Origin of the sequence: Edaphobacter modestus, from assembly GCF_004217555.1 — a bacterium.
In the GTDB taxonomy this organism is placed as follows: Bacteria; Acidobacteriota; Terriglobia; order Terriglobales; family Acidobacteriaceae; genus Edaphobacter; species Edaphobacter modestus.
On record NZ_SHKW01000001.1, the window covers coordinates 4,198,444 to 4,219,142 of the forward strand.

Consider the following 20,699-nt stretch of genomic DNA (forward strand, 5'->3'; position numbering starts at 1 on the left):
TCGTAGCTATTCGGAAAATGCAATATCAACTATAGCCCAGCCGATCTACCTCCACGCCTGCTGAGGCGATACGCTCAAATTGTTTCGCTTAGTAACTGGCGCACAGCCGACGCGAAAGTGGAGAATATCGATGAAAACAAAATTGGCGGTAGTACTTCTTTTTTCTGGAAGCCTCGTTTATGGACAGCAGCAGACTAAGACTCTCACCACAAACGCAGGCGCTCCGGTAGCGGACAATCAGGATTCCCTCACAACTGGTAATGATGGGCCGGTCTTATTGCAGGACCTCCATTTGATCGACAAGCTGCAAACATTCGATCGCGAACGCATCCCGGAGCGCGTGGTGCACGCGCGCGGCGTTGGCGCGCACGGCTTCTTCGTCTCCTACGGCGACGAGTCGCAGTACACGAAGGCTGACTTCCTCAACGCCAAGGACAAGCAGACCCCGGTCTTCGTTCGCTTCTCGACCGTCATGAACCCCACCGGTTCGGCGGAGACGGGAACTCGCGATCCCCGCGGCTTCGCGGTGAAGTTCTACACCCAGCAGGGTAACTACGATATCGTCGGCATCAACCAGCCGGTCTTCTTTATTCGCGACGCCATCAAGTTCCCCGACTTCGTGCACGCGATGAAGCCCTCGCCGGTGACCAATCGCCAGGATCAGACCCGTCAGTGGGACTTCCTCTCGCTCGAGAAGGAATCCACCAACATGATGACCTACATGTACCTCGACAGCGGCACCCCGCTGAACAACCGCCAGATGGACGGCTGGGGTGTGCACGCGTTCCGCTGGGTCAATGCGCAGGGCAAGGTGGTGTACGTCAAGTACAAGTGGACCTCGATGCAGGGCTACCTCAACACCAACCCGCGCACCCTTGCTGCCGCGCTGTTGAAGGACCCCCAGGAAGCCACCGACGATCTCTATCGCGAGATCGGCAAGGGCAACTTCCCCTCGTGGGAGCTGAGCGTGCAGATCGCGACCCCGGAGCAGTTGGCCAAGCTGGACTTCGATCCGTTTGACGACACCAAGATCTGGCCCGAGTCGATCTTCCCCCAGACCAAGATTGGCAAGATGACCCTCAACAAGATGCCCGATAACTACTTCCAGGATACCGAGCAGGCCGCCTTCGCGCCTGGCAACCTGGTTCCCGGCATCGAGCCCTCGCCCGACCGCATGCTGCAGGGACGTCTGTTCTCGTACCTGGACACCCAGCGATACCGCATTGGACCTAACTTCCAGCAGCTGCCGATCAACCGGCCCATTTCACCCGTGAACAGCTACAACCAGAACGGTCATATGGACACCCGCGAGACGCACGGCGACTACAACTACCAGCCGAATCGCGCACAGAACACGATGGGCGAGAACCCGGCATTCGACTACTCGCCGGTGGAGCTGGGCGCAACGACAGTGCATCAGCCGATCCGCATCAAGGACGAGTATCGCCAGGCGGGCGAGCTGTATCGCTCGGCGAGCAAGGCGGATCAGGACGACCTGATCGCGAACCTGGTGCACGACCTGTCGCAGGTCACCAACCCGGACATCACTCTGGAGATGGTGAGCCACTTCTACAAAGCGGACAAGCAGTACGGAACCCGCGTTGCCGAGGGCCTGCACATCGACGTCCAACAGGTTGTGGAACGAGCCGCCAAACTCTAACTGCGAATGACTCAACAGACAGGTGCAGTCCTCAGGGGACTGCACCTGTGCGATCAAAGGCTGAATCTATGAAGACTAGATTGACCAGTATCCTGCTTGCATTCACCGCTTGTGCGGTGGTTGCCCATGCACAGGCCCCCAACCTCTTCTCCGCGGCACGAACGAACGATGTGAACAGCGCGCGTATCCTGCTTGCAAACAAAGCCGACGTAAACCAGCAGGATGATAAGGGGTATACCCCACTGATCATGGCCACATACAACGGTAGCTATGAAGTGGCTCAGCTTCTCCTTGAACATGGCGCGTCAACCGAAAAGAAAGATCGATCGGGGCGCACCGCGCTAATGGGCGCTTCCTTCAAAGGAGATGAGCGAGATGTCGCGCTGTTGCTGCAGCATGGAGCTGACGAAGACGCGAAAGATGCAAAGGGTCTTAACAGCATGATGTATGCCGTCATGTTCGGGAGGATCTCGGTCATCCGGGTGCTTCGCGCGGCGGAAACCGCAAGACCGACAACAACAGAAGTTTCAAACACCAAGTAAGAGTCAAAGTCAGAGGAGACCTCACAGTGAAAGCCAAGTTGATTGCCGTACTCTTCGCCATGACTGCGTTGACCTCGATTGCACATGGGCAATCGCAGGATCTCTATCTGGCGGCGAGGACCAACAACGTCAAGCTCGCCCAGACGTTGATCGACCAGAAGGTCGACGTCAACCAGAAGGATGAGCGCGGATATACGGCGCTGATTCTTGCGACCTACAACCAGAGTCCTGACGTCGCCGAGCTACTGCTGAAGCATGGCGCTGATACAGAGAGTGGAGACCCGACTGGCCGCACTGCCCTGATGGGTGCGTCGTTCCAGGGTGACGACAAGTGCGTCGCCATCCTCCTCGATAACGGTGCAAAGATCAACGGCGTGGATGTAAACGGAGCGACTGCGCTGATGTATGCCGTGGAGTTTGGACGCAAACCGGTTGTCAAGCTGTTGATCGCAAGGAACGCCGATCCGCACTTCAAGGACAAGAGGGGCTTCGACGCCTTCTATCTTGCCCAACAACTGGACGATCCGGAGATACTCGGGATTTTGAAACAGGCCCCAAAGGCCGATTGAAGATGTGACTGCAGGAAACGGTATGCACCGAGCTCTTGGTGAAGGGAGTTGAGATGAAGAAGGGAATCGAAGCTAACTCTAAAGAAGCTGTCCTGTTGCTCGCGCACGGAACTCCGGACGTGCTCGGAGAGATGGACGAGTACCTCAAGCTTGTAACCGGTGGACGCGGTGTTCCGTCTCATGTTGTGCACGAGCTTCAGGAGCGATATGCGGCAATCGGGCTCCGTGACACACCCTCAATTGCAGGTCCGCACCTGACTCGCTGGACTATGCGGCAAGCAGACCGTTTGCGTGAGCGCCTGGACTGCCCGGTATATGTCGGCATGCGTAATTGGAAGCCGTTCATCCACGATGTCGTCGATGACATGAGATTGGCGGGGATTGAAAAGATCAGGGCGATTTGTCTGGCGCCTCAGAACTCACGGACCAGCGTTGGTCTGTTCAAGCGGGCAGTCGAGATTGCGGTTGCCGGATCGTTCTCCGTCGACTTCGTCGCAGGTTGGGCGGACCATCCCATGCTCATCAAGGCATTCGCGCAGAGAATGCAGCCAGCGTTGAACGTCGCCCGATCGAAACCTCACGATCGCGTTGCCGTTTTGTTCACGGCGCACTCAGTTCCGACCCGTACTATCCAACCTTCCGAAGCCCCAGTTGAATACCACGGAATGATCTTGGCGAATGGTCCCGACAGCTATGCGGATGACTGCAAAGAAACAGCACGGTTGGTCGCTGAGGCGTTGAAGGATATCCTGAGCCCCGATGACTGGTACTTTGCGTTCCAGAGCCAGGGCATGAGTGGCGGTCCATGGATCGGTCCAACCGTCGAGGACAGCTTGTCGCAGCTGAAGGCGGAGGGTTACGAAACAGTTGTAATCCAGCCCGTCGGCTTTCTCTGCGATCACGTTGAAGTCCTTTACGACATCGACATCGCGTTCCAAAAGACAGCAATGAATCTGGGATTGAAGTTAATTCGCGCTGGGAGCCTCAATGACTCCAGTCTTCTCATCGATGCGCTGGAGAATCTTGCGCTGTACGGCAAGGAGGATAACGCCTCCGGCTCGTCATCTCGGTAGATCTATTCCTCTCTGGAATGCGGAAGCTCCAGTTTGACTAAGGTCACTGCCTGACACTCAGACAGCGTCCGAGATCTGAGAGAGACGAGATCCCGGACGTGCTTGAAGCATTTCCACGTCGCAGTTGTCGAGAAGTGATCAGGGTCGCTATCACCCTCCTGCGTCATCCTCCCTGGGCCATTAGCGGAGATAATCCTCGAAGGCGAAGCGATCTGCGTATACGATCGCCGCATCAACGCCAAGTCGTTCTACCGCTGTAATCGTGACCTCTGCCGCAAGTTCCGGTGTCCTGCAAATGTCCAGCAGGGAGGGATGCTTTAGAACTTCCATGTATTCCGGCATGTATCTGCCTGCCTGGTGTAGAAACCAGACAGGTGTCCGGTCAACGGGCGCCTTCGGCACGCGCGTACAAAGCGACTGGATGCCCGCTTCCCGAATTACTCTTTTCCTCCGTCATCTGAACTGAGCTCTCCGACTTATGGTTTGAGTTGTGAGAAGGGAGCAGCTGCTGGCTGGCTACTCCCTTCTATCCGTGACGAACTGCGGCACTAGGAGTTCTGGAAAGGAGAGTTCTGGATCTGCTCGTAGAAATTGCTCCGCTTGTAGTTACGAATAAAGTGCGAGCAGATATCTTCGTTGCAGGTTGCTTCAGTCGTCTGGGTCTTGTGCTCAAAGCCACCGAGGAACGCCTTCGCGATGTCCTGCTTGAAGTTCACCCGCGGATACTGAGCGACGATCTTCTTCCGCAGATCTTCCGTGACGTGCTCATATCCGATGCCGAGAACATCAAAAGCGACACCGTTGTAGAGCAACTCAACTTCAAGGGGCTTGTAAGCGGCGATGCCCGGCGTCGTGTGAAGCGAGATGGCGTCCCAGGCAACCTGAATGCGGGTCGCTGGCACGTTGTGATGCTCGAGGAACTGGCGAACGGCGTTCGCGCTGTCAACCTCGAAGCGATCGTCGGCGCTCGAGAACTTCTTCAGTAGGCCCATGTCGTGGAAGGCTGCGCAGATAAAAAGCAGTTCCTGATCATATCTCTGGCCGCTCTGACGGCCCAGTTCGTTCGCCCAGAAGAAGGCGCGATGGGAGTGGTTAAACAGCAGAGGCGTGCTGAATTCATGCAGCAGACCGGTAGCCTCGCGTGTCAACTGCGTATCGGGAACTCCAGGCTGTGCGCGCTGATACTTTGCCTGCGGGGTGGGTACGGGCAGAATTACCTTCGGGCGGCGAAAGGCAGGACGTGATTCTGCGGTTTGTGCCTGTGCGACCTCGGCCAATGTGCTGCCGATTGCAATTGCTCCTGCGGCAGCTGAAGTGGTCTTCAAAAACGAACGTCTATTCATCGTCTATCTCCTAAGCGCTTGTCTCGCTCCAAGACAAGCTTAGGTTCGATCGGTGGAGGCAACAACGACCTCCTTCCGACACTTTCGGACATCGATTGCGATGTTCAGTCTTTTACGCGCTTGAACCGTTCGGTATATTCACCCGCGGTAATTCCAATCACGCGTTGAAAGGTTCGGCGCATTGAATCCGCGGATCCGAACCCGCAGGCGTCCGCGATCTCTTTCAGTCCCATAGAGGAGCTATCGATCATCTGTTGAGCAGCTTCAACTCGCAGGCGATCGACAAATTGCCCCGGATTCATCTTCATCTCGCGCAGACATACGCGAGAAAAATGTCTCGGGCTCATCCCGATTCTCTCGGCGAGAGTCTCGACTGAGAGATCAGCTTTCAGATTTTCGAGCATATAAACCTGTAGCTCGCGCAAGGGTTCTGACGTCGTGGCTTGCCGGGAGAGCATGTGGCTGTACTGCGCCTGGCCACCCGGGCGAACGAGGAACATGACGAGTTGCCTTGCAACAGTCAGCGCCGTCTGATGTCCATGATCTTCTTCGACAAGTGCAAGAGAAAGATCGATTCCCGCGGTAATGCCAGCGGATGTGTAGATCGAGCCGTCTCGAAGGAAGATCGGATTGGGTAACACGTTGACCTTGGGAAACTCGCGCGCCAGCCGGTCGCAAAAGTTCCAATGAGTCACCGCTCTCTTGCCATCGAGAAGGCCAGTAGCGGCGAGTAAGAAAGCGCCCGTACAGATCGAGGCGATGCGGCGCGACCTGCCAGCAGCATCAGCGATCCAGCGAATATAGTCGGAATCATGGTTGCCGTTTTCGGCGCCGGGCCCTCCTGCGATAACGAGTGTGTCGATCGGACCTGAAACCTCGTCGCGCTGCACAGCACCTGCAAGCTTGATTCCGCGATTGGTCATGAGCTGATTGGAGCCATCCGAGGAGACGACCTCCACCTGATAGTCAGCAACATTCGAGAAGACCTCGAGGGGACCCGTTACATCGAGGACCTGGACTGGCGGCGGACCGCTGATGACAACCTTTCGCATGCCCATATTTTATTAGACCCAATAAGCCGTGTAGGATTTCGTCGTTTATCTGTCATGGCTCGCGGACCGGAAGAATTTTAAATTTGCCAATATTCGTCGGAGTTGGACGATGTCACACTATGTGATTCTTTGTGGTTCTGAAACGCATCCGCGGATATGAAGGACATTTGAGTCTTTTCTTTCAATGCACGGCGATACCTGTTAAATACAGGAATGGCCCGACGTCTCCTGGAAGCATGATGTTGATGTCCTAAAGTGCTGTAATCATGTCATGGCGTTTATTCGCCGCCAGTTCTAGCGTGGATATGGAAGCAAACACCAAGGAGGCATCCATGACCATATCAACTCAGGCTTCTCAAGCAGCACTCATCTCGGGCATCAGAGTTCCCGACAGTAAACTTGCCAACGAAATCACGGAGTTCATCCGCGACACAGAATCGACTCTGCTGTTCAATCACTCCAGCCGCGTCTACTACTTTGGCGCGCTCGCAGGCCAGCGCCGTGGTCTCAAGTTCGAGGCCGAACTTCTCTACGCAGGGGCTATGTTCCACGACATCGGTCTCGTATCAGCTTACAGCAGCGACGCAGACCGTTTTGAAGTTGATGGGGCAAATGCCGCGCGCGACTTCCTGCGCTGCCATAGCATCTCTGAGCAGGACATCGATCACGTATGGACAGCGATTGCACTTCACACTACTCCCGGCATCCCTCAGTACATGCATCCGGTCGTTGCCCTCGTAACGGCAGGCGTCGAAATGGATGTGCTCGGAATCGATTACACCAGCTTCACAGACTCTGACCGCAATGCGGTCGTGCAGGCGTTCCCGCGTACACCCCACTTCAAAGAAGATATCCTGCAGGCCTTCTACGACGGCATCAAACGCAAGCCTGAGACCACCTTCGGAAACGTGAAAGCAGACGTACTCGCAGACAAAGATCCCGGCTTCCACCGTGGCAACTTCTGCAGTGTGATCCGTAACTCTTCTTGGCGTGGCTGATCATGCGAGTTTTCGGTGGTGGTAGATAGCCACCACCGGGAGCATTCTGTGTGGAGCTTTGCAGAGGAGTGACTCGATCGCACGTAAGAATCACCTTCGAGCCGGTTTCCCCGACGAATAAGAATGAGGACTCAATCGAAATGAGTTGTCAAGATGCGCATCGGATTGTAATAAGCCGCAGGAGGAGCATGTATGCGACGAGTGAGGACTTTTGCAAGTTGTTCACACAAGGTGTGTAGACAGTCTCTACCTGCTCTTCTCCTAACGGCCAATCACGATAAGCCACAATACATCGGAGGAGGCGACGAGTCCTTCGCTGGCGGCCCTGCAACTGCTGCGAGAGGGCACAGGCACCCTCTCGCAGGATCAGGAAACGCCCGTATGGCCGTAAGTCGCTTAGTCTTGTGAGGTGCGATAAGCGATGACCCTAAGTTGAGAGGCGCTTCCATTCATATTGCTCGACTGCAGGAGAACCTCAAAATACGGTATCGAGCCATCGGGATTTCGGATCTTCGAGAGGAACGGTAGCAGGAGTGTATCGTCGAATACAAAGTCGGCTGCTGCTTCCGTACCAGCCATCGAGGTGCCCTCAAGAATAAGAACCTTGCCAGAGCCCCTGAGATTCGGTCGTAGCGCGACGACGCCATATATTTTGTGCGCGGCGTCCGATTGGTTGTATTCATATTGGATTAGCTCCCCGGTTTGGGGTGAGCGGTTGACTATGGCGACAATCCGGTGCTGTAAATCATCCTGAAAGACAAAATTCATGTGCGCGTCGAAAATTCCGACCCAAGGATCGCTATACGCCGAACCAATCAGGATCGTGGAACCTTCTTTAAGGTCGTCTGGACGTACATCGCGCGCATACCGATACTGGAGGCGATCTGGATGTGCCGCTGCAAGCCGATAAAACCGGGTCAAGATGCCGACATCCGCAATGGCCGTATATCGTCGGCTGCCGAGATCTCTTGCAACCTCCGTGGTTGTCCCTTGAGGCGGGGCAATGTGCATACGTAGTTAGCGTTGAGATAGTCGGATAAACCGACCTTTTGGCCGGTGACATCCTGCAGCGTCGCCAAGCTGGTATCGGAACATACGACCATTGTTTGATGGCCAGGGCCAAAGAACGATCTCCAGAAAGGATGGGAGTCTGGTCCAAGAGGGGATGCTGCCGCGGCACGATGCGCGAGTGGCAACATGTAGAGGATGACCAAGCATGCCAGACCCAGAGCAGCTGCAAGTATCCGGATGGTCCAGCGAGATCCAGCGTCTTGAGTTCGTGCTTCCTGGCTAGCTGCCACTGGTTCGGGCGATATTGGGAGGCGCTCAAGCGGGACGTCTTCGGGAGCGACCAGAGTATATGGCCGCAGCTCAAAGACGGGGATGTAGGCACCTTTCGGTATGGTTAGCCGAATCGGCTCTTCCGCGCCCTCCTGACTAAAGTATTGTTCCAACCTCTGGCGCATTCGACTAGCGTGCGAACGCACGATGCCGTCAATAGATGGATCGTAGTCAGGGCGGCCAAAGAGGCGAGCCCCGATGTTGATCTCATTGATTTCATCATCCCGTCCTGTCAGGGAGAGTTCGCAGATATAAGTCAGAAAGCTACACAGGCGATCAGACTTGACGAAGGACGGTGACGCGACAATCCGTTCCACAAGGCCCCACCTAGGATCTTGTGCGAGAACCTCAGTTTCGGCTTGAGCGATTGCGCTAACCATGATCCTGGAAAACTTAGGTGGAAGCCTAAGTAGACAAGAAGCATATTAATAAGTTGTGAACGCTGCTTCCGCCCCATACCCCGACTATTCAATCCGCTAACCTCTCTAAAACAAATCAGACAACGAGGTCGAGGCTCATTTAACGGTGCGTGTTAATAAGGAGTAAATCATTCATTTAAAGATATTTATAGCGCTTAACGTACGAGTTGCTGCGAATTGACTATTTGCTCTATCCAGAGAGTGGGTATGGTACCTCCATGCATCCACACTCAACGTCTCTCAAGCATGGGCGATATACGCCCGGTCGCTTGATGTCTTCCGGATGGGAAGACACCTTGGAAGATCATGCCCCGAGACGCAAAGGGTGCACTTTCTCTAACGCCTTAATAGGGTCCGACTGTTCCAGATTTGCAGCAGTGCTCGTTTTACTCCTCGCACTTCGGCCTCAGTCAGCTTGGACAGAGCCGAAGCAGACGACCTTGCAGCCTTCCAATGCAACCCTTCAGGGGAAACTGATCGTGGGATATCAAGGATGGTTTGGATGTCCTGATAGCTCCCACCAGCCCCCAAGCAAATGGGTTCATTGGATGAAGAATGGCGAAGCGACGGTAGATATGTTGCCGGATCCGACGGAGTTGACTGCCTCAGAGCGCTGCGCGACGCAATGGACAAGCCGTGCCGGACAGACCGTCGATGTCTATACAGCGCAGAATCCGAGGACGGTTGATCGGCACTTCGCGTGGATGCAGGAGTACGGAATCGACGGCGCCGCCCTGCAGCGGTTCGCGACAGAACTAGGACAACCTGAGCGAAAAGTCGAGATCGATCAGGTGCTGGCCAATGTTGCCTCATCCGCGGAACGTCACGATCGCAGCTTCTTTGTTGAATACGACCTCACCGGCACTAAGGATTGCCGTGGCATCGATCGCGCGCTTGCTGATTGGTCCGCACTCGAAGCTCAGGGGATCGGTCGAAGTCGCGCTTATCAGAGGCATCGCGGTCATATCGTGGTGGGCATCTTCGGACTGGGCTTCCCGGGCAGCAGGTACGTTAGCGCCGATCTGGCTGAAGTGCTCATCGATGGACTGAGGAAGGCGAGCCTGGCTTACGGCGGAATCACTATTTTTGCCGGCGTACCTGCCGACTGGAGGACGTTGAGCGAGAAAGGGGCGCAGCGCGCAGAATGGGCGAAAGTTTATAGATCAGTGGATGTGATCAGCCCCTGGACGGTCGGTCACTACAACTCGGCGGAGACGATCGATAAATTTCGCCGTGACCACCTGGAGCCGGACGTCTTGGAAGCCAGGCGCATGGGGGTGGACTACATGCCCGTGATCTTCCCAGGATTCAGTTGGCACAACCTATGGACGACTCGGGGCGACGACAATCGACCTACCAATCAAATTCCGCGCGACTGTGGCCGGTTTTACTGGCGCCAGTTCTTCAACGCAGTAGACGTCGGCAACTCGATGATCTTTAGTGCCATGTTCGATGAGGTGGACGAGGGAACGGCGATCTTCAAGACAAGAGCTGCTCAAAATGAGCTTCCCGCATCTCCACCTTTTCTTTCTTTAGATGCTGATGGCTGTCGACTTCCATCGGATTGGTATCTTCGCGTGGCCGGTAGTGCAGCGTCTGTGCTTCACGGAACGACTCCTAACAGTTCGAGGCTCCCTCTAACAATTCCGAGATAAGTAAAGAGCCGGATGGAATTCTATCGGTTTTAACTTACTGCGATCTGTCGCTCTCAAACATTGACTCATTCGAACGGAGATGAAATGCGAACCTATCGACAAGTATCCTGTCTCAAAAAATGCGAGCAGCCTGCACCCACTGTTCGCGGTGAAATGGGACTGAGCGTCAAGGACCTTCAAGCAGCCAATCACGAACAAGCTCTCTCTGTGATTAAACCTGCTCGGTCCGAACGCCCTGCCTGTTCCTTTGCAATCGCGTGTGTTGCTCTCTTACTCTTTTCGTTTTTCGGTCTCAGCGGTGTTGCTGCGGCACAGAGCGTCGCTGCGCGCCTTATTGGGACGGTCAGCGATCCTTCCGGTGCAGTTGTCTCTGGTGCTGTCGTTACTACGATCAAGAGCGGCACGGGTAAGACTCAAACCGTCCGCTCGGCTATCCCCGACAAACGTCCACAGCTTACGAACCCGTCATTACCACCAGCTATACAGGAATGATCGCAGACGATATCGCCTTCACGCCCTCGTTGCTGGCGGAGATTCGCGTCAGCTTTACGCGTGGAAACAGCGACAGCAATCCGAGTAGTCTGGGGTTCGATCTGGGTTCGCTCGGCTTCAACTCAGCTTTCGTTAGTGCAGTGAAAACAGAGTTATTCCCGCGTATTACAACAACGGATGCTGCCTCGCTGGGACCAGATACAACTGCAGATCGTCATAGTCACCAGGAGAACCGGCAGGCCCTCGGCAGCGTGACCTGGGTCAAAGGACACAATATCTTCAAAGCCGGTGCCAACCTCGAGATCTTCCATAACAATACGACTGCGCCTTTCACGCCGGCTGGAGACTTTCCTTTACTCGTGGATACACACAAGGGCCGAATCCTGCGCAAGCTTCGGCAAACTCCGGCTACGGCGTGGCTAGTCTGTTGCTCGGTCTTCCCGCGAGCGGCTCGATTACGATTGATCCATCTCTTGCGATGCAGCAAATATACTCGGCCTATTTTCTCGAGGACACCCTTCAGCTAACGCCCACGCTTACGATCGATGCGGGCATCCGCTATGAACATACCAGTCCCTGGACGGAGCGATACAACCAGCTCTCCTACTTTGACCAGAACGCGATTGATCCGGTCACGAACCAGGCTGGTTTGCTGACTTCAACAAATGCGAGCCGGAGAGGGCAAACGATCTCCGAGAACCTCAACTTCAGTCCCCGCATCGGAGTCGCATGGTCCGTGCATTCCAATACTGTCGTCCGCGCTGGCTATGGCATGTTCTACAGCGCGGGCAATGGTGGAGTCGGCGCGGTGCCAAGCGAGTTTGGAAGTGGCTATCAGGCAACGACGTCACTCTTCATGGGGCAGCCCGCCTCCAATCCCTATCTGCCTCCGATAGGGGCTTCGCTGTCCAATCCTTTTATCACGGGTGTTAACCAGCCCCCATCGAGCCTTCTGGGAACCAGCATCAGTAGCTTCCTCAACCGGACTTTCGTGACTCCTCGAAACGATCAGTGGACCGCCAGCATACAGCAGGGCGGAAAAGACTTCGTTGTTGAGCTGGGATACACCGGTAGTCGCGGGTTGCATCTTTGGAATGATCAACAGATCGATGTTCCAAGCTCCTCCGTTCTCAGCCAGGGCAATGCTCTGCTGCAACAGGTCACAAATCCTTTCTACGGAAAGATCACGACAGGTACTCTCAGTGCAAAGACCGTTCAAGCAGTGCAGTTGCTGAGGCCATACCCGCAGTACCTGGGAGTAAGCCAGAAACGCGATCCGGAGGGCGATTCGATTTATCACGCGTTGACGGCCAAAGCCGATAAGCGCTTTTCCCATGGCTACTCGATTCTGGCTGCCTATACTTGGAGCAAATTGATCGATGACGTTCCCGAGCGTTTTGCGGGCCGCTCCTACATCGCCGATCCCAATAACCTAAGGTCAGCGCGTGCTTTGGGAGATTTTGATGCGCCACAGGTCTTCTCGGTGGCTCATGTGTTGGACCTTCCCTTTGGAGCGAAGCAACGATACCTCACTCATGGTCCAGCGTCCTGGGTCGTGGGAGGATGGCAACTCAACGGTATCTTCCGCTTTCAAAGTGGATACCCCATCAGTATCTCTGCGCCAAATGTAGCGGGTGTCTCCGGGTTCACGTCTTACGCCAATAAACTTCACAGCGGTCAGCTCACCACGTCTCCTCGTACGTTGAACACGTGGTTTGATACTTCGGCATTTCAGATTGCAGCGCCCTTTACTTTAGGAAACGCCAGTCGCAATGAGCCGGATATTCGCACTCCCGGATCGACAGACTATGATCTTGGATTGAATCGCTCTCAGGCATTCGGTGAAAATCTGAGAGTTCAGTTCAGAGCAGAAGCGTTCAACCTGACAAACACCCCTTTATATGACGCCCCAAACAGCACTGTAGGGAGCCCGAACTTCGGGCGCGTCTTAGGCGGTAGCAATAATCGTGTACTGCAGCTGGGGCTCCGTATCAGCTACTAAGCAGAAAACGTCGTAGAAGTAGGTTTCGGAAGACCCTGTCGGCTACTGACGGCAGGGTCTCCTGCTTCGCATATAGATTGTTTTGGAGATCCCTAAGCTTATGGTTGGGAGGAACGCGTGATTCATCCGCAATGGTTAAAACTCTGTGGTGCCATCGTTCTCTTGTCGGGGATTGTCCGCGGCCAGGAACCCTTCTTCATTCAGATGAGCGATCCGCAGTTTGGTATGTATACGAATAACGTGGGGTTCAAGCAAGAGACGGCAAACCTGGAGTTCGCCATTGCTACCGCGAATCGCCTGCATCCTGTCTTCATTGTCATAACAGGGGACCTGATCAATAAGCCGGGGGACGCGTCCCAAATCGCAGAGTATCTTCGCGTCACGCACGAGATCGACCCGCAGATACCGGTCTACAATGTTGCGGGCAATCATGATGTCGGCAATATTCCGACGCATGAGAGTCTACAGGCGTATCGCAGACTCTTCGGGAAGGACTACTACTCCTTTCGGAATGGCGACATGGAAGGGATTGTGCTCGACTCGAGCATCATTCAGCATCCCGAGAAAGTGATGGATGAAGAGAAAACACAGCGGGAGTGGCTCGAAACAGAACTCAGGGCAGCCAAGGCGGACGGAGTCAAGTCGATTGTAGTGTTCCAGCATATCCCTTGGTTCTTACACACTGCAGATGAGCCAGATCAATACTTCAATATTCCACATGACGCTCGTGCTTGCTACCTAGCAATTCTCGATGGTGCAGGTGTGCGATATAACTTCGCCGGCCATCTTCATCAGAACTCGGAGGGGAGAGAGGGTTTTCTTACAATGGTTTCCACGGGCCCGGTAGGCAAACCGCTTGGAAATGCCTCATCTGGCATCCGGGTAATCGCAATCGGGGAGCACGGTCTCTGCAATCAATACTTCGGCCTCGGGAATTTACCGAATCAGATTGACGTGAAGTCATTTCCAGCATGTGAGTCAGGCTCGACGGCAGTCTCATCAGGAGGAAACGTAGGCGTAAACACGCCGTAGGATTTAGCGCAATTGAAAATCTCTTCCTGCGATGGTATGTATTGTCGCGTTTTCTGGCCTGATACCCGCGCCAATCGGCGCGAAGCGGTTTCCACTGCTCCATGCCCCTTGCTGGTTGCAGTCAGCCACGTTTCCGGAGCTGGTGGTTTATATCCCAGCGAGGAGTGCGGTCTGACGGTGTTGTAGTGAACGCGCCAGCGCTCAGCTAGCACACTCAGTTCCTTGATGGAGTAGAAGATCTCTCCGTTGAGGAACTCGTCTCTGAGTTTGGAGTTGAATGATTCGCAGTATCCGTTCTCCCAGGGAGAGCCGGGTTCGATATACAACGTCCTCGCTCCTGAGCCCGCAAGCCAGTTGCGCAGATCCTTCGCGACGAACTCAGGACCATTGTCTGAACGTACATGTTCCGGAACTCCTTTCAAGACCATTACACTGGCCAGTGCTTCGATGACTTTGGCCGAACTCCAGCGTCGCTCCGCACGGATTAGCAGGCACTCCCGCGTGGATTCGTCGATCAGGTTCAGGATGCGCACGCTGCGGCCGTCGTGCGTTCGCGCACTCACGAAGTCATAACTCCACACATGGTTGGGGTGTGTCGGCCTCAGCCGGACACACGAGCCATCGTTGAGCCACAACCGCCCTCCCGGCTTCTGCTTCTTCGGTACCTTCAGCCCTTCGCGACGCCAGATCCGGGGTGGAGATGCGCTCGACTCGGTCCTTGCCTACCTGCCAACCGGCTCGCTGGAGCAGCGCCGTGATCCGGCGATACCCATAGCGGCCATACTGGCTGGCAAGGGCAACGATGGCCTGAGTCAGAGTATCTTCGTCTTCACGCTGTGTCGGCCGGTAGCGCTGCGTGCCCCTGGGTTGCCCCAACAGAAGGCACGCATGCCGCTCACTGACTCCATGCTCGCAGGTATGGCTGACCGCACAACGCCGTCGCTCAGGGCTTAGAAGTTTCCCGAGGCGATGTCCTTCAACACCAGCTTGTCCAGGCTCAACTCAGCAACCAACCGCTTCAGCTTCGCGTTCTCATGCTCAAGCTCCTTCAGTCGCTTCGCCTGATCCACCTGCAGACCGCCATACTCCTTGCGCCAACGGAAATACGTCTGCTCCACAATCTCCGCTTCCTTGCACGCCTGCGCTGTCGTCTTCCCGTTCGCCACAGCCACTTCGATCTGTGTAGCAGGTTCACTACCTGCTCCGCCCCATACCTCTTGCCTCGGGACATAGGCTCTCCTCGTTCCAGTGTGTCTCTTAGTCACTGGTACAAACCAAGCCGGCGCAATCTGCAGCTGAACCTTCACTACGCGTTCTAAAACCGCAATCCGCACCTATAACAAATGGCGGAGGCAATACGCTTCCGCCATTTTCATATCAGTAGGTTTCGGTGATGATGTGGTTGTACCAACATCTACGGTAAGGAAGAATTCATATCATTAGCTGCTAGTGCCTCATATGGCGGCTTGGGATAAGTACTCCTTATCGGTTCGTTACGAAAAAGTCTGCTTAGTTGGTTACTGATGCCAGTGGACCGACTTGACGAGAACCTGGGATGCGCTCCCTCCAGTGTTGTCACTTTCGAGAAGCATCTCGAAGTGTGGGATCTGTCCATTTGGCCGTTTTGCACTTCGGATAAGGTCCCGAATTCGATCTTTATTAAAGAGTAGATCTGCGACACTCTCCGTACCCGCCTGAGAGGTTCCCTCTAGGATGAGGACCTCACCCTTGCTGTTCAGACCCGCTATGGATGCAAAAAGTCCGTAGATCTTATGGTCCCCGTCTTTGCGTACCAGCCTTGCCTGTTCGCCCGGCTGTGGCGCACGATTCACAATAACGAAGGCGCGACCACCGGGTTCTTTCTCAAAGGAGAAGTCCATGTTCTCTGCGAAGAGTTCGACCCAGGGATTGGACTCATGCGCTCCGATGAGAATGACATTCGCATCCTTCAGATCGTTGGGACGAATGTCGCGAGCGAATTTGATATCCAGGGCTGCAGACTTTGGCTTGACGATCGCAGAAAGCTTCGTAGCTGTATTCGAGTCTACGACCGAGGTATAGCGTCGTGTCGCGAGATCGTCGATCGAGAAGGTATTGCTCCCAAATTGGTGCCGGTCGCGGACGTAATTACCGTTCAGGTACTCGCTTAAGGCGACCTGTCTTTCAACCGCGCGCTGGTACATCACCAGACCGCTGTCCCCAATGACGGCAATGGTTCGTGTATCTGGCTGAAACATGCGGTCGAGCAGTGGATTGTCCGCTGCGGTCTGGCCGGCGGGAGACTGTTCAGCGCGTAGCCGGTACAGATGGATACAGGAAGCCGCCAGTCCAAGGACAAGCACCGAAAGAGCACCGACGCTCAACCGCAGAAGGCGATTTCTATCAGCAGTCCCGGGGGCGTGGTCACTCGCTGGATCTTCCTGATGCGGCACGGGCCTGGCAACGCTGTCGGCAATTTGCGCAGAAGGGGACGGCACGAACACAGGCACATACCCCCCTTTGGGGATGGAAAGATGGAGCTGCTCGGCGACGCCTTCATTCAGGAAGTAATCTTCGAGCTTCGTTCGCAGGCGGACCGCGTGTGCTCGCACAATGCTGTCGGCAGAGGAATCGTAATTCGGGTCTCTGTCAAAGACCTTAGCTCCGATCTCCTGCTCGCTGATCTGGTCGGCCCGGTCGGTCAGGGCCATGCGGCTGACGAATTTTAAGAACAGCACAAGCTTGGGAGAGCGAACAAACCCTGACGAGGAGGTAATCCGCAGCACGAGCTGCCATCGGGGATCAGCAGCTAACAGTGCCCGGACCTCCTTCTTTTCTGGGGTCATTACGCTTGCAGGCATAGGTGAAAAATGCTCCCCGGCGGATGTTAAACACGTTAAATGAGGCTTGTTAACTGCTTGTAAATGGTTCATTCGAAGTGACATATACCTCTATCTTGCTAAGCATCCGTAAAACTCCGCGGTTCGGCGGCGATTCGCCGCTATGGTCGAAAGGCTTGAAACAACGTCTCACTGTGGAGTCCCCAAATGCTTTTTCCTGGATCTGCCGGGCCACACCCGGGTAAATGGCGAAGCCTTTTGCTGTCGCTTTTTCTTCTTTTGACCTCTGCGCAAGCCTGGTGCCAGTTCGACCAGGGCGTGGTCCTCGGCACACTCCGCGATACAGGAGGCCTGCCAATCTCCGGCGCAAAGGTGACGCTGACCAATACTGCCACCGGCACCTCACAGACGGTGGCGTGCAAGGACGATGGCACCTACGTCTTCCCGACCGTCCGCATCGGCTCCTACACTGTCAGCGCCGAGTCAGCCGGGTTCAGCCCTTCGAAAACGGATGTTTTCAATCTTTCGATTGGGAGCCGGCAGGAGGTAAACCTTACGCTGAAGGTCGGGGGCGAAAACCAGACCGTAACGGTCACCGGCGCCGCCGAACTGCTGGAGACCTCGACCAGCGACAACGGACAGGTTATTGGCACTCAGCAGATCGTGAACCTGCCCCTGAACGGCAGGAACTACGCCGACCTCGCTCTGCTGGTTCCGGGTGTGCGGCGGTCGTCTATTGCCGTTGCGGGTATCCTCAGCCGTGAAGGCGCCTTCGACGTGAACGGTCTCAACTCGATGGCGAATAACTTCCTCTTGGACGGCCTGGACAACAACGCCTACCAAACCGCGAACCAGGGCTACTCCAACGAGGCCATGGTGCCCTCGCCCGACGCCGTTCAGGAGTTCAAGGTCCAGACCGACAACTACAGCGCAGAGTTCGGCCGCGCGGCCGGCAGCATCGTCAACGTGTCCACCCGAAGCGGCACCAACCAGTTCCACGGCATTGCGTACGACTACCTCCGCAATACCGTTCTGAACGCCTATGGCCCCTTCCTTGGCAACGGCATCAAACCAACGCTGATCCAGAATCAGTTCGGAGGAACGCTGGGCGGCCCAATCAAGCACGACAGGCTCTTTTTCTTTGCAGACTATGAAGGGCTGCGCCACATCGATCGGGCGATCCAAAGCGCGGTTGTGCCCACCGCGCAGCAGCGCCAGGGCATCTTCACGAACGCGATGGGAATGCCGATCCCGCTCATCAATGCTGTCACAGGCGCCTCGTATGCGAACGGGATTATACCTGCGAGTGATCAATCCGCCTTCGCGACGGCGGTGATGGCAGCGCTTCCTATGCCGAACGTCCCCGGCGCTACTCCAGGACAAGCCAACTACGCCTCGCAGCCTGCAAATACGGTGACCAGCGACAAGGGTGATATTCGTACCGACTACTATCTGGGGCCGAAGAACACCTTCTTCGCGCGCTATAGCCAACTTCATCAGCAGATCTTCAGCGCGCCCAACATTCAAGGGCTCGCCGGAGGTAACTCGAACGGAACGCTCTACAGCTATGTCAAGCAGGTCGCGGGCGGCTGGACGTACAACATTCGCCCCAACAGCATTCTCGAAGTGCGACTTGGTCTCACCTGGACGCAGAGCGGTAAGAACCCTTACAACCTGGGTGCAACCAACGTGGTTGCCGGTTTCCAGAACATTCCCACTGACCCGACGATCATTGGTGGCGTGAACACGCAGAGCGTTACTGGATTCAGCCAGTTCGGACGGCAGGCGACGAATCCGCAGTTCACCAACCCCAAACTCTATAACCCTAAGGTGAACTACTCCACCATCCACGGTCGGCATAGCCTGAAGTTCGGTTATGAGTATGGATATATCGCTCAGTCGATCTCGGACTTCCATCCGCAGTTCGGTGCCGACACCTATGCCGGCCAGTTCAGTCGCGCCAGTGGCGCACAGAGTTCCACGGCCATTCTGCAACAGGCTTATAACCTTGCAGACTTTCTGGTCGGTGCACGTTCACACTATGAGTTGAACAATCTTGCGACGATCACCTACCTGCGCCGCCAGCACTTTGCCTATGTGCAGGATGATTGGCATGTCAACGATAAACTCACCCTGAACCTGGGGCTGCGCTATGAACTGGTGACGCCGTACTGGGAGAAGGATAACCACCTCGCGAATTTCGATCCCACCAGCAACACACTCGTTCAAGCTAGCTCCGGGTCGCTGTACAAACGCGCACTTCTCAATACCAAGACACTCAACTTCGCTCCTCGTGTCGGCTTTGCGTATCAGGTACAGCGGTCCACGGTGATCCGGGCCGGATATGCCATCAGCTACGCTCCGTTTTATCGTTTCGGTGGAGAAGGCACACTCTCTTACAACGGTCCTTTCATCGTCGACGCTACCGTAGACCAGACGCCGCAATTCGGTCCCGGAGCCGCGAGCAAACCTTTGCCAAACTGCACAGCACAGTCTGCTCCGCTGAGCTGCTTCCGCACCACGCAACAGGGCTACGTCGATAACTTTGCAACAGCGGCGAACTTCTCCACGCTGCAGGCGCAGACCCGCTACATCCCTAAAGACGACCCCACGGCATACGTGCAGACCACCTATGTCAACCTGCAGCAGGAGATTACACCTACACTCTCGTTGGGCATCGGCTATCTCAACAACCATGGCTCGCATGTCCGGGTGCTCGGTGACTTCAATCAGGCCGCGACGCAATCGCCTGCCTGCGCAAACAACCCTGCCGCGTGCCTTACGCTGCAACAACGCCGACCGATCAGCAACTTCACCAACATCCTCGAGACGTTTGGCGGAGGTTTCCTGCAGTACAACGCACTGCAGGTGAAGCTGGAGAAGCGCTACTCGCAGGGTCTCCGAATCTTGAACTCGTTTACCTGGTCGCAGGCAATCAACAACGCTTCAGCCGATCTTGAATCGCAGAACGGTGATTCCCAAAACGTGAATATCCGAAACACCCGTGGGGATCGTGGTCCTTCTGGCTACAATCAGCCCCTGAATGACACGCTCTCGGCGTTGTGGGATCTGCCGTTCGGCACCGGAAGACGTTTCGGCAGCGATGCACCGCGGGCAGTGCGTGAAGTGCTCGGCGGATGGCAGCTCTCTGCGATCAGCACCGCCACGAGTGGTCTGCCTATCAACCTCATTTATTCGCCGACATCGAATCAGACCGTGAGTACGACGAGCGGGGTCTATAGCTATCGGCCAAATCTGACCGGCAACTTGCAATCCGTCTCCAACCCGCATAGCGCCTATCGAAAGACTAATACGGCTTTGTTGAGCACGCTGAATGCGAGCGCGCTCAGCACTCCTGCGGTCGATCAGCCCTTCGGAAACGTTGGTAGAAATGCCCTGCGCGGACCGAGTTTTTACCAACTTGACCTTGGTCTGCACAAGCAATTCGGCCTCTGGTCGGACTCGAGCAATCTTGAGTTCCGTCTTGAAGGCTTCAATGTCCTGAACAAAACCAACTTCGCGAGTCCCGATTCGAACCTCAGCGATGGAGGTAACTTCGGAGCGTACACCGCCTCGAATGTTTACCCCTCGCGACAGTTGCAGCTAGCCCTTCGGCTTTCTTTCTAGAGCCAGGACGGCACACCCGTTTCCAAGGTGTGCCGTCCCTCCTATGTTTTGACCGAAATTTCAGAGGAAATACTT

At 55.4% G+C, this 20,699-nt stretch carries 14 protein-coding genes and 3 pseudogenes; 10 read left to right on the top strand and 7 right to left on the bottom strand.

The genetic code is table 11. From position 1 onward, the window contains the following. Positions 1-130 precede the first annotated feature (130 nt). The 4 genes from BDD14_RS17800 to hemH all read left to right on the top strand — a co-directional run bounded on the left by BDD14_RS17800 (position 131) and on the right by hemH (position 3,844). On the top strand, positions 131-1,660 hold the full coding sequence (locus BDD14_RS17800) for a catalase (protein WP_130419977.1): 1,530 nt from the start codon (positions 131-133) through the stop codon (positions 1,658-1,660). A gap of 68 nt (positions 1,661-1,728) precedes the next feature. Next, entirely contained in the window at positions 1,729-2,202 is a 474-nt protein-coding gene (locus BDD14_RS17805) for an ankyrin repeat domain-containing protein (RefSeq protein ID WP_130419978.1), read from the top strand. Between the two features lie 26 nt (positions 2,203-2,228). Beyond that, positions 2,229-2,771, top strand: coding sequence for an ankyrin repeat domain-containing protein (locus BDD14_RS17810; RefSeq protein ID WP_130419979.1), 543 nt, complete (start codon positions 2,229-2,231; stop codon positions 2,769-2,771). Between the two features lie 53 nt (positions 2,772-2,824). After that, positions 2,825-3,844, top strand: a complete 1,020-nt coding sequence (gene hemH / locus BDD14_RS17815; protein WP_130419980.1) for a ferrochelatase — start codon at positions 2,825-2,827, stop codon at positions 3,842-3,844. A gap of 210 nt (positions 3,845-4,054) precedes the next feature. Here hemH and BDD14_RS17820 read toward each other — a convergent pair. From BDD14_RS17820 to BDD14_RS17830, 3 genes and pseudogenes are all read right to left on the bottom strand, one after another. Next, positions 4,055-4,266, bottom strand: a pseudogene (locus tag BDD14_RS17820) (uroporphyrinogen decarboxylase family protein); the annotation flags it as partial. Positions 4,267-4,392: 126 nt separating this feature from the next. Next, positions 4,393-5,187, bottom strand: a complete 795-nt coding sequence (locus tag BDD14_RS17825; protein ID WP_130419981.1) for a twin-arginine translocation signal domain-containing protein — start codon at positions 5,185-5,187, stop codon at positions 4,393-4,395. A gap of 104 nt (positions 5,188-5,291) precedes the next feature. Continuing rightward, a complete protein-coding gene (locus BDD14_RS17830) occupies positions 5,292-6,239 on the bottom strand; it encodes a GlxA family transcriptional regulator (RefSeq protein WP_130419982.1) in 948 nt (315 codons plus the stop codon). Positions 6,240-6,571: 332 nt separating this feature from the next. Between BDD14_RS17830 and BDD14_RS17835 the strand changes: the two genes are divergently transcribed. Further along, entirely contained in the window at positions 6,572-7,237 is a 666-nt protein-coding gene (locus tag BDD14_RS17835; RefSeq protein ID WP_130419983.1) for an HD domain-containing protein, read from the top strand. A 396-nt stretch (positions 7,238-7,633) separates the two neighbouring features. Here BDD14_RS17835 and BDD14_RS17840 read toward each other — a convergent pair whose 3' ends face one another. Both BDD14_RS17840 and BDD14_RS17845 read right to left on the bottom strand, forming a co-directional pair. After that, complete coding sequence (locus tag BDD14_RS17840; RefSeq protein ID WP_130419984.1) at positions 7,634-8,158, bottom strand: hypothetical protein; 525 nt, start codon at positions 8,156-8,158, stop codon at positions 7,634-7,636. After that, the gene (locus BDD14_RS17845) at positions 8,155-8,895 is read right to left on the bottom strand and encodes a hypothetical protein (protein WP_130419985.1); all 741 of its coding nucleotides are present in this window, start codon (positions 8,893-8,895) and stop codon (positions 8,155-8,157) included. Before BDD14_RS17845 ends, BDD14_RS17840 begins: the two co-directional genes overlap by 4 nt. Before the next feature lie 650 nt (positions 8,896-9,545). Between BDD14_RS17845 and BDD14_RS17850 the strand changes: the two genes are divergently transcribed. From BDD14_RS17850 to BDD14_RS17870, 4 genes and pseudogenes are all read left to right on the top strand, one after another. Next, positions 9,546-10,652, top strand: a complete 1,107-nt coding sequence (locus BDD14_RS17850) for a glycoside hydrolase family 99 protein (protein ID WP_130419986.1) — start codon at positions 9,546-9,548, stop codon at positions 10,650-10,652. An 84-nt stretch (positions 10,653-10,736) separates the two neighbouring features. Next, complete coding sequence (locus BDD14_RS17855) at positions 10,737-11,144, top strand: carboxypeptidase-like regulatory domain-containing protein (RefSeq protein ID WP_130419987.1); 408 nt, start codon at positions 10,737-10,739, stop codon at positions 11,142-11,144. Then, positions 11,141-13,146, top strand: a pseudogene (locus tag BDD14_RS17865) (TonB-dependent receptor domain-containing protein). The gene BDD14_RS17855 and the pseudogene BDD14_RS17865 overlap by 4 nt, the downstream one beginning before the upstream one ends. A 117-nt stretch (positions 13,147-13,263) precedes the next feature. After that, a complete protein-coding gene (locus tag BDD14_RS17870) occupies positions 13,264-14,178 on the top strand; it encodes a metallophosphoesterase (protein WP_207231765.1) in 915 nt (304 codons plus the stop codon). Between the two features lie 131 nt (positions 14,179-14,309). Here the strand turns inward: BDD14_RS17870 and BDD14_RS17875 are convergent. Both BDD14_RS17875 and BDD14_RS17880 read right to left on the bottom strand, forming a co-directional pair. Beyond that, positions 14,310-15,409: pseudogene (locus tag BDD14_RS17875) on the bottom strand (IS3 family transposase); the annotation flags it as partial. Between the two features lie 286 nt (positions 15,410-15,695). Further along, a complete protein-coding gene (locus BDD14_RS17880) occupies positions 15,696-17,018 on the bottom strand; it encodes a hypothetical protein (RefSeq protein ID WP_130419990.1) in 1,323 nt (440 codons plus the stop codon). A gap of 186 nt (positions 17,019-17,204) precedes the next feature. Between BDD14_RS17880 and BDD14_RS17885 the strand changes: the two genes are divergently transcribed. After that, the gene (locus BDD14_RS17885; RefSeq protein WP_130419991.1) at positions 17,205-20,624 is read left to right on the top strand and encodes a TonB-dependent receptor; all 3,420 of its coding nucleotides are present in this window, start codon (positions 17,205-17,207) and stop codon (positions 20,622-20,624) included. Positions 20,625-20,699 lie beyond the last annotated feature (75 nt).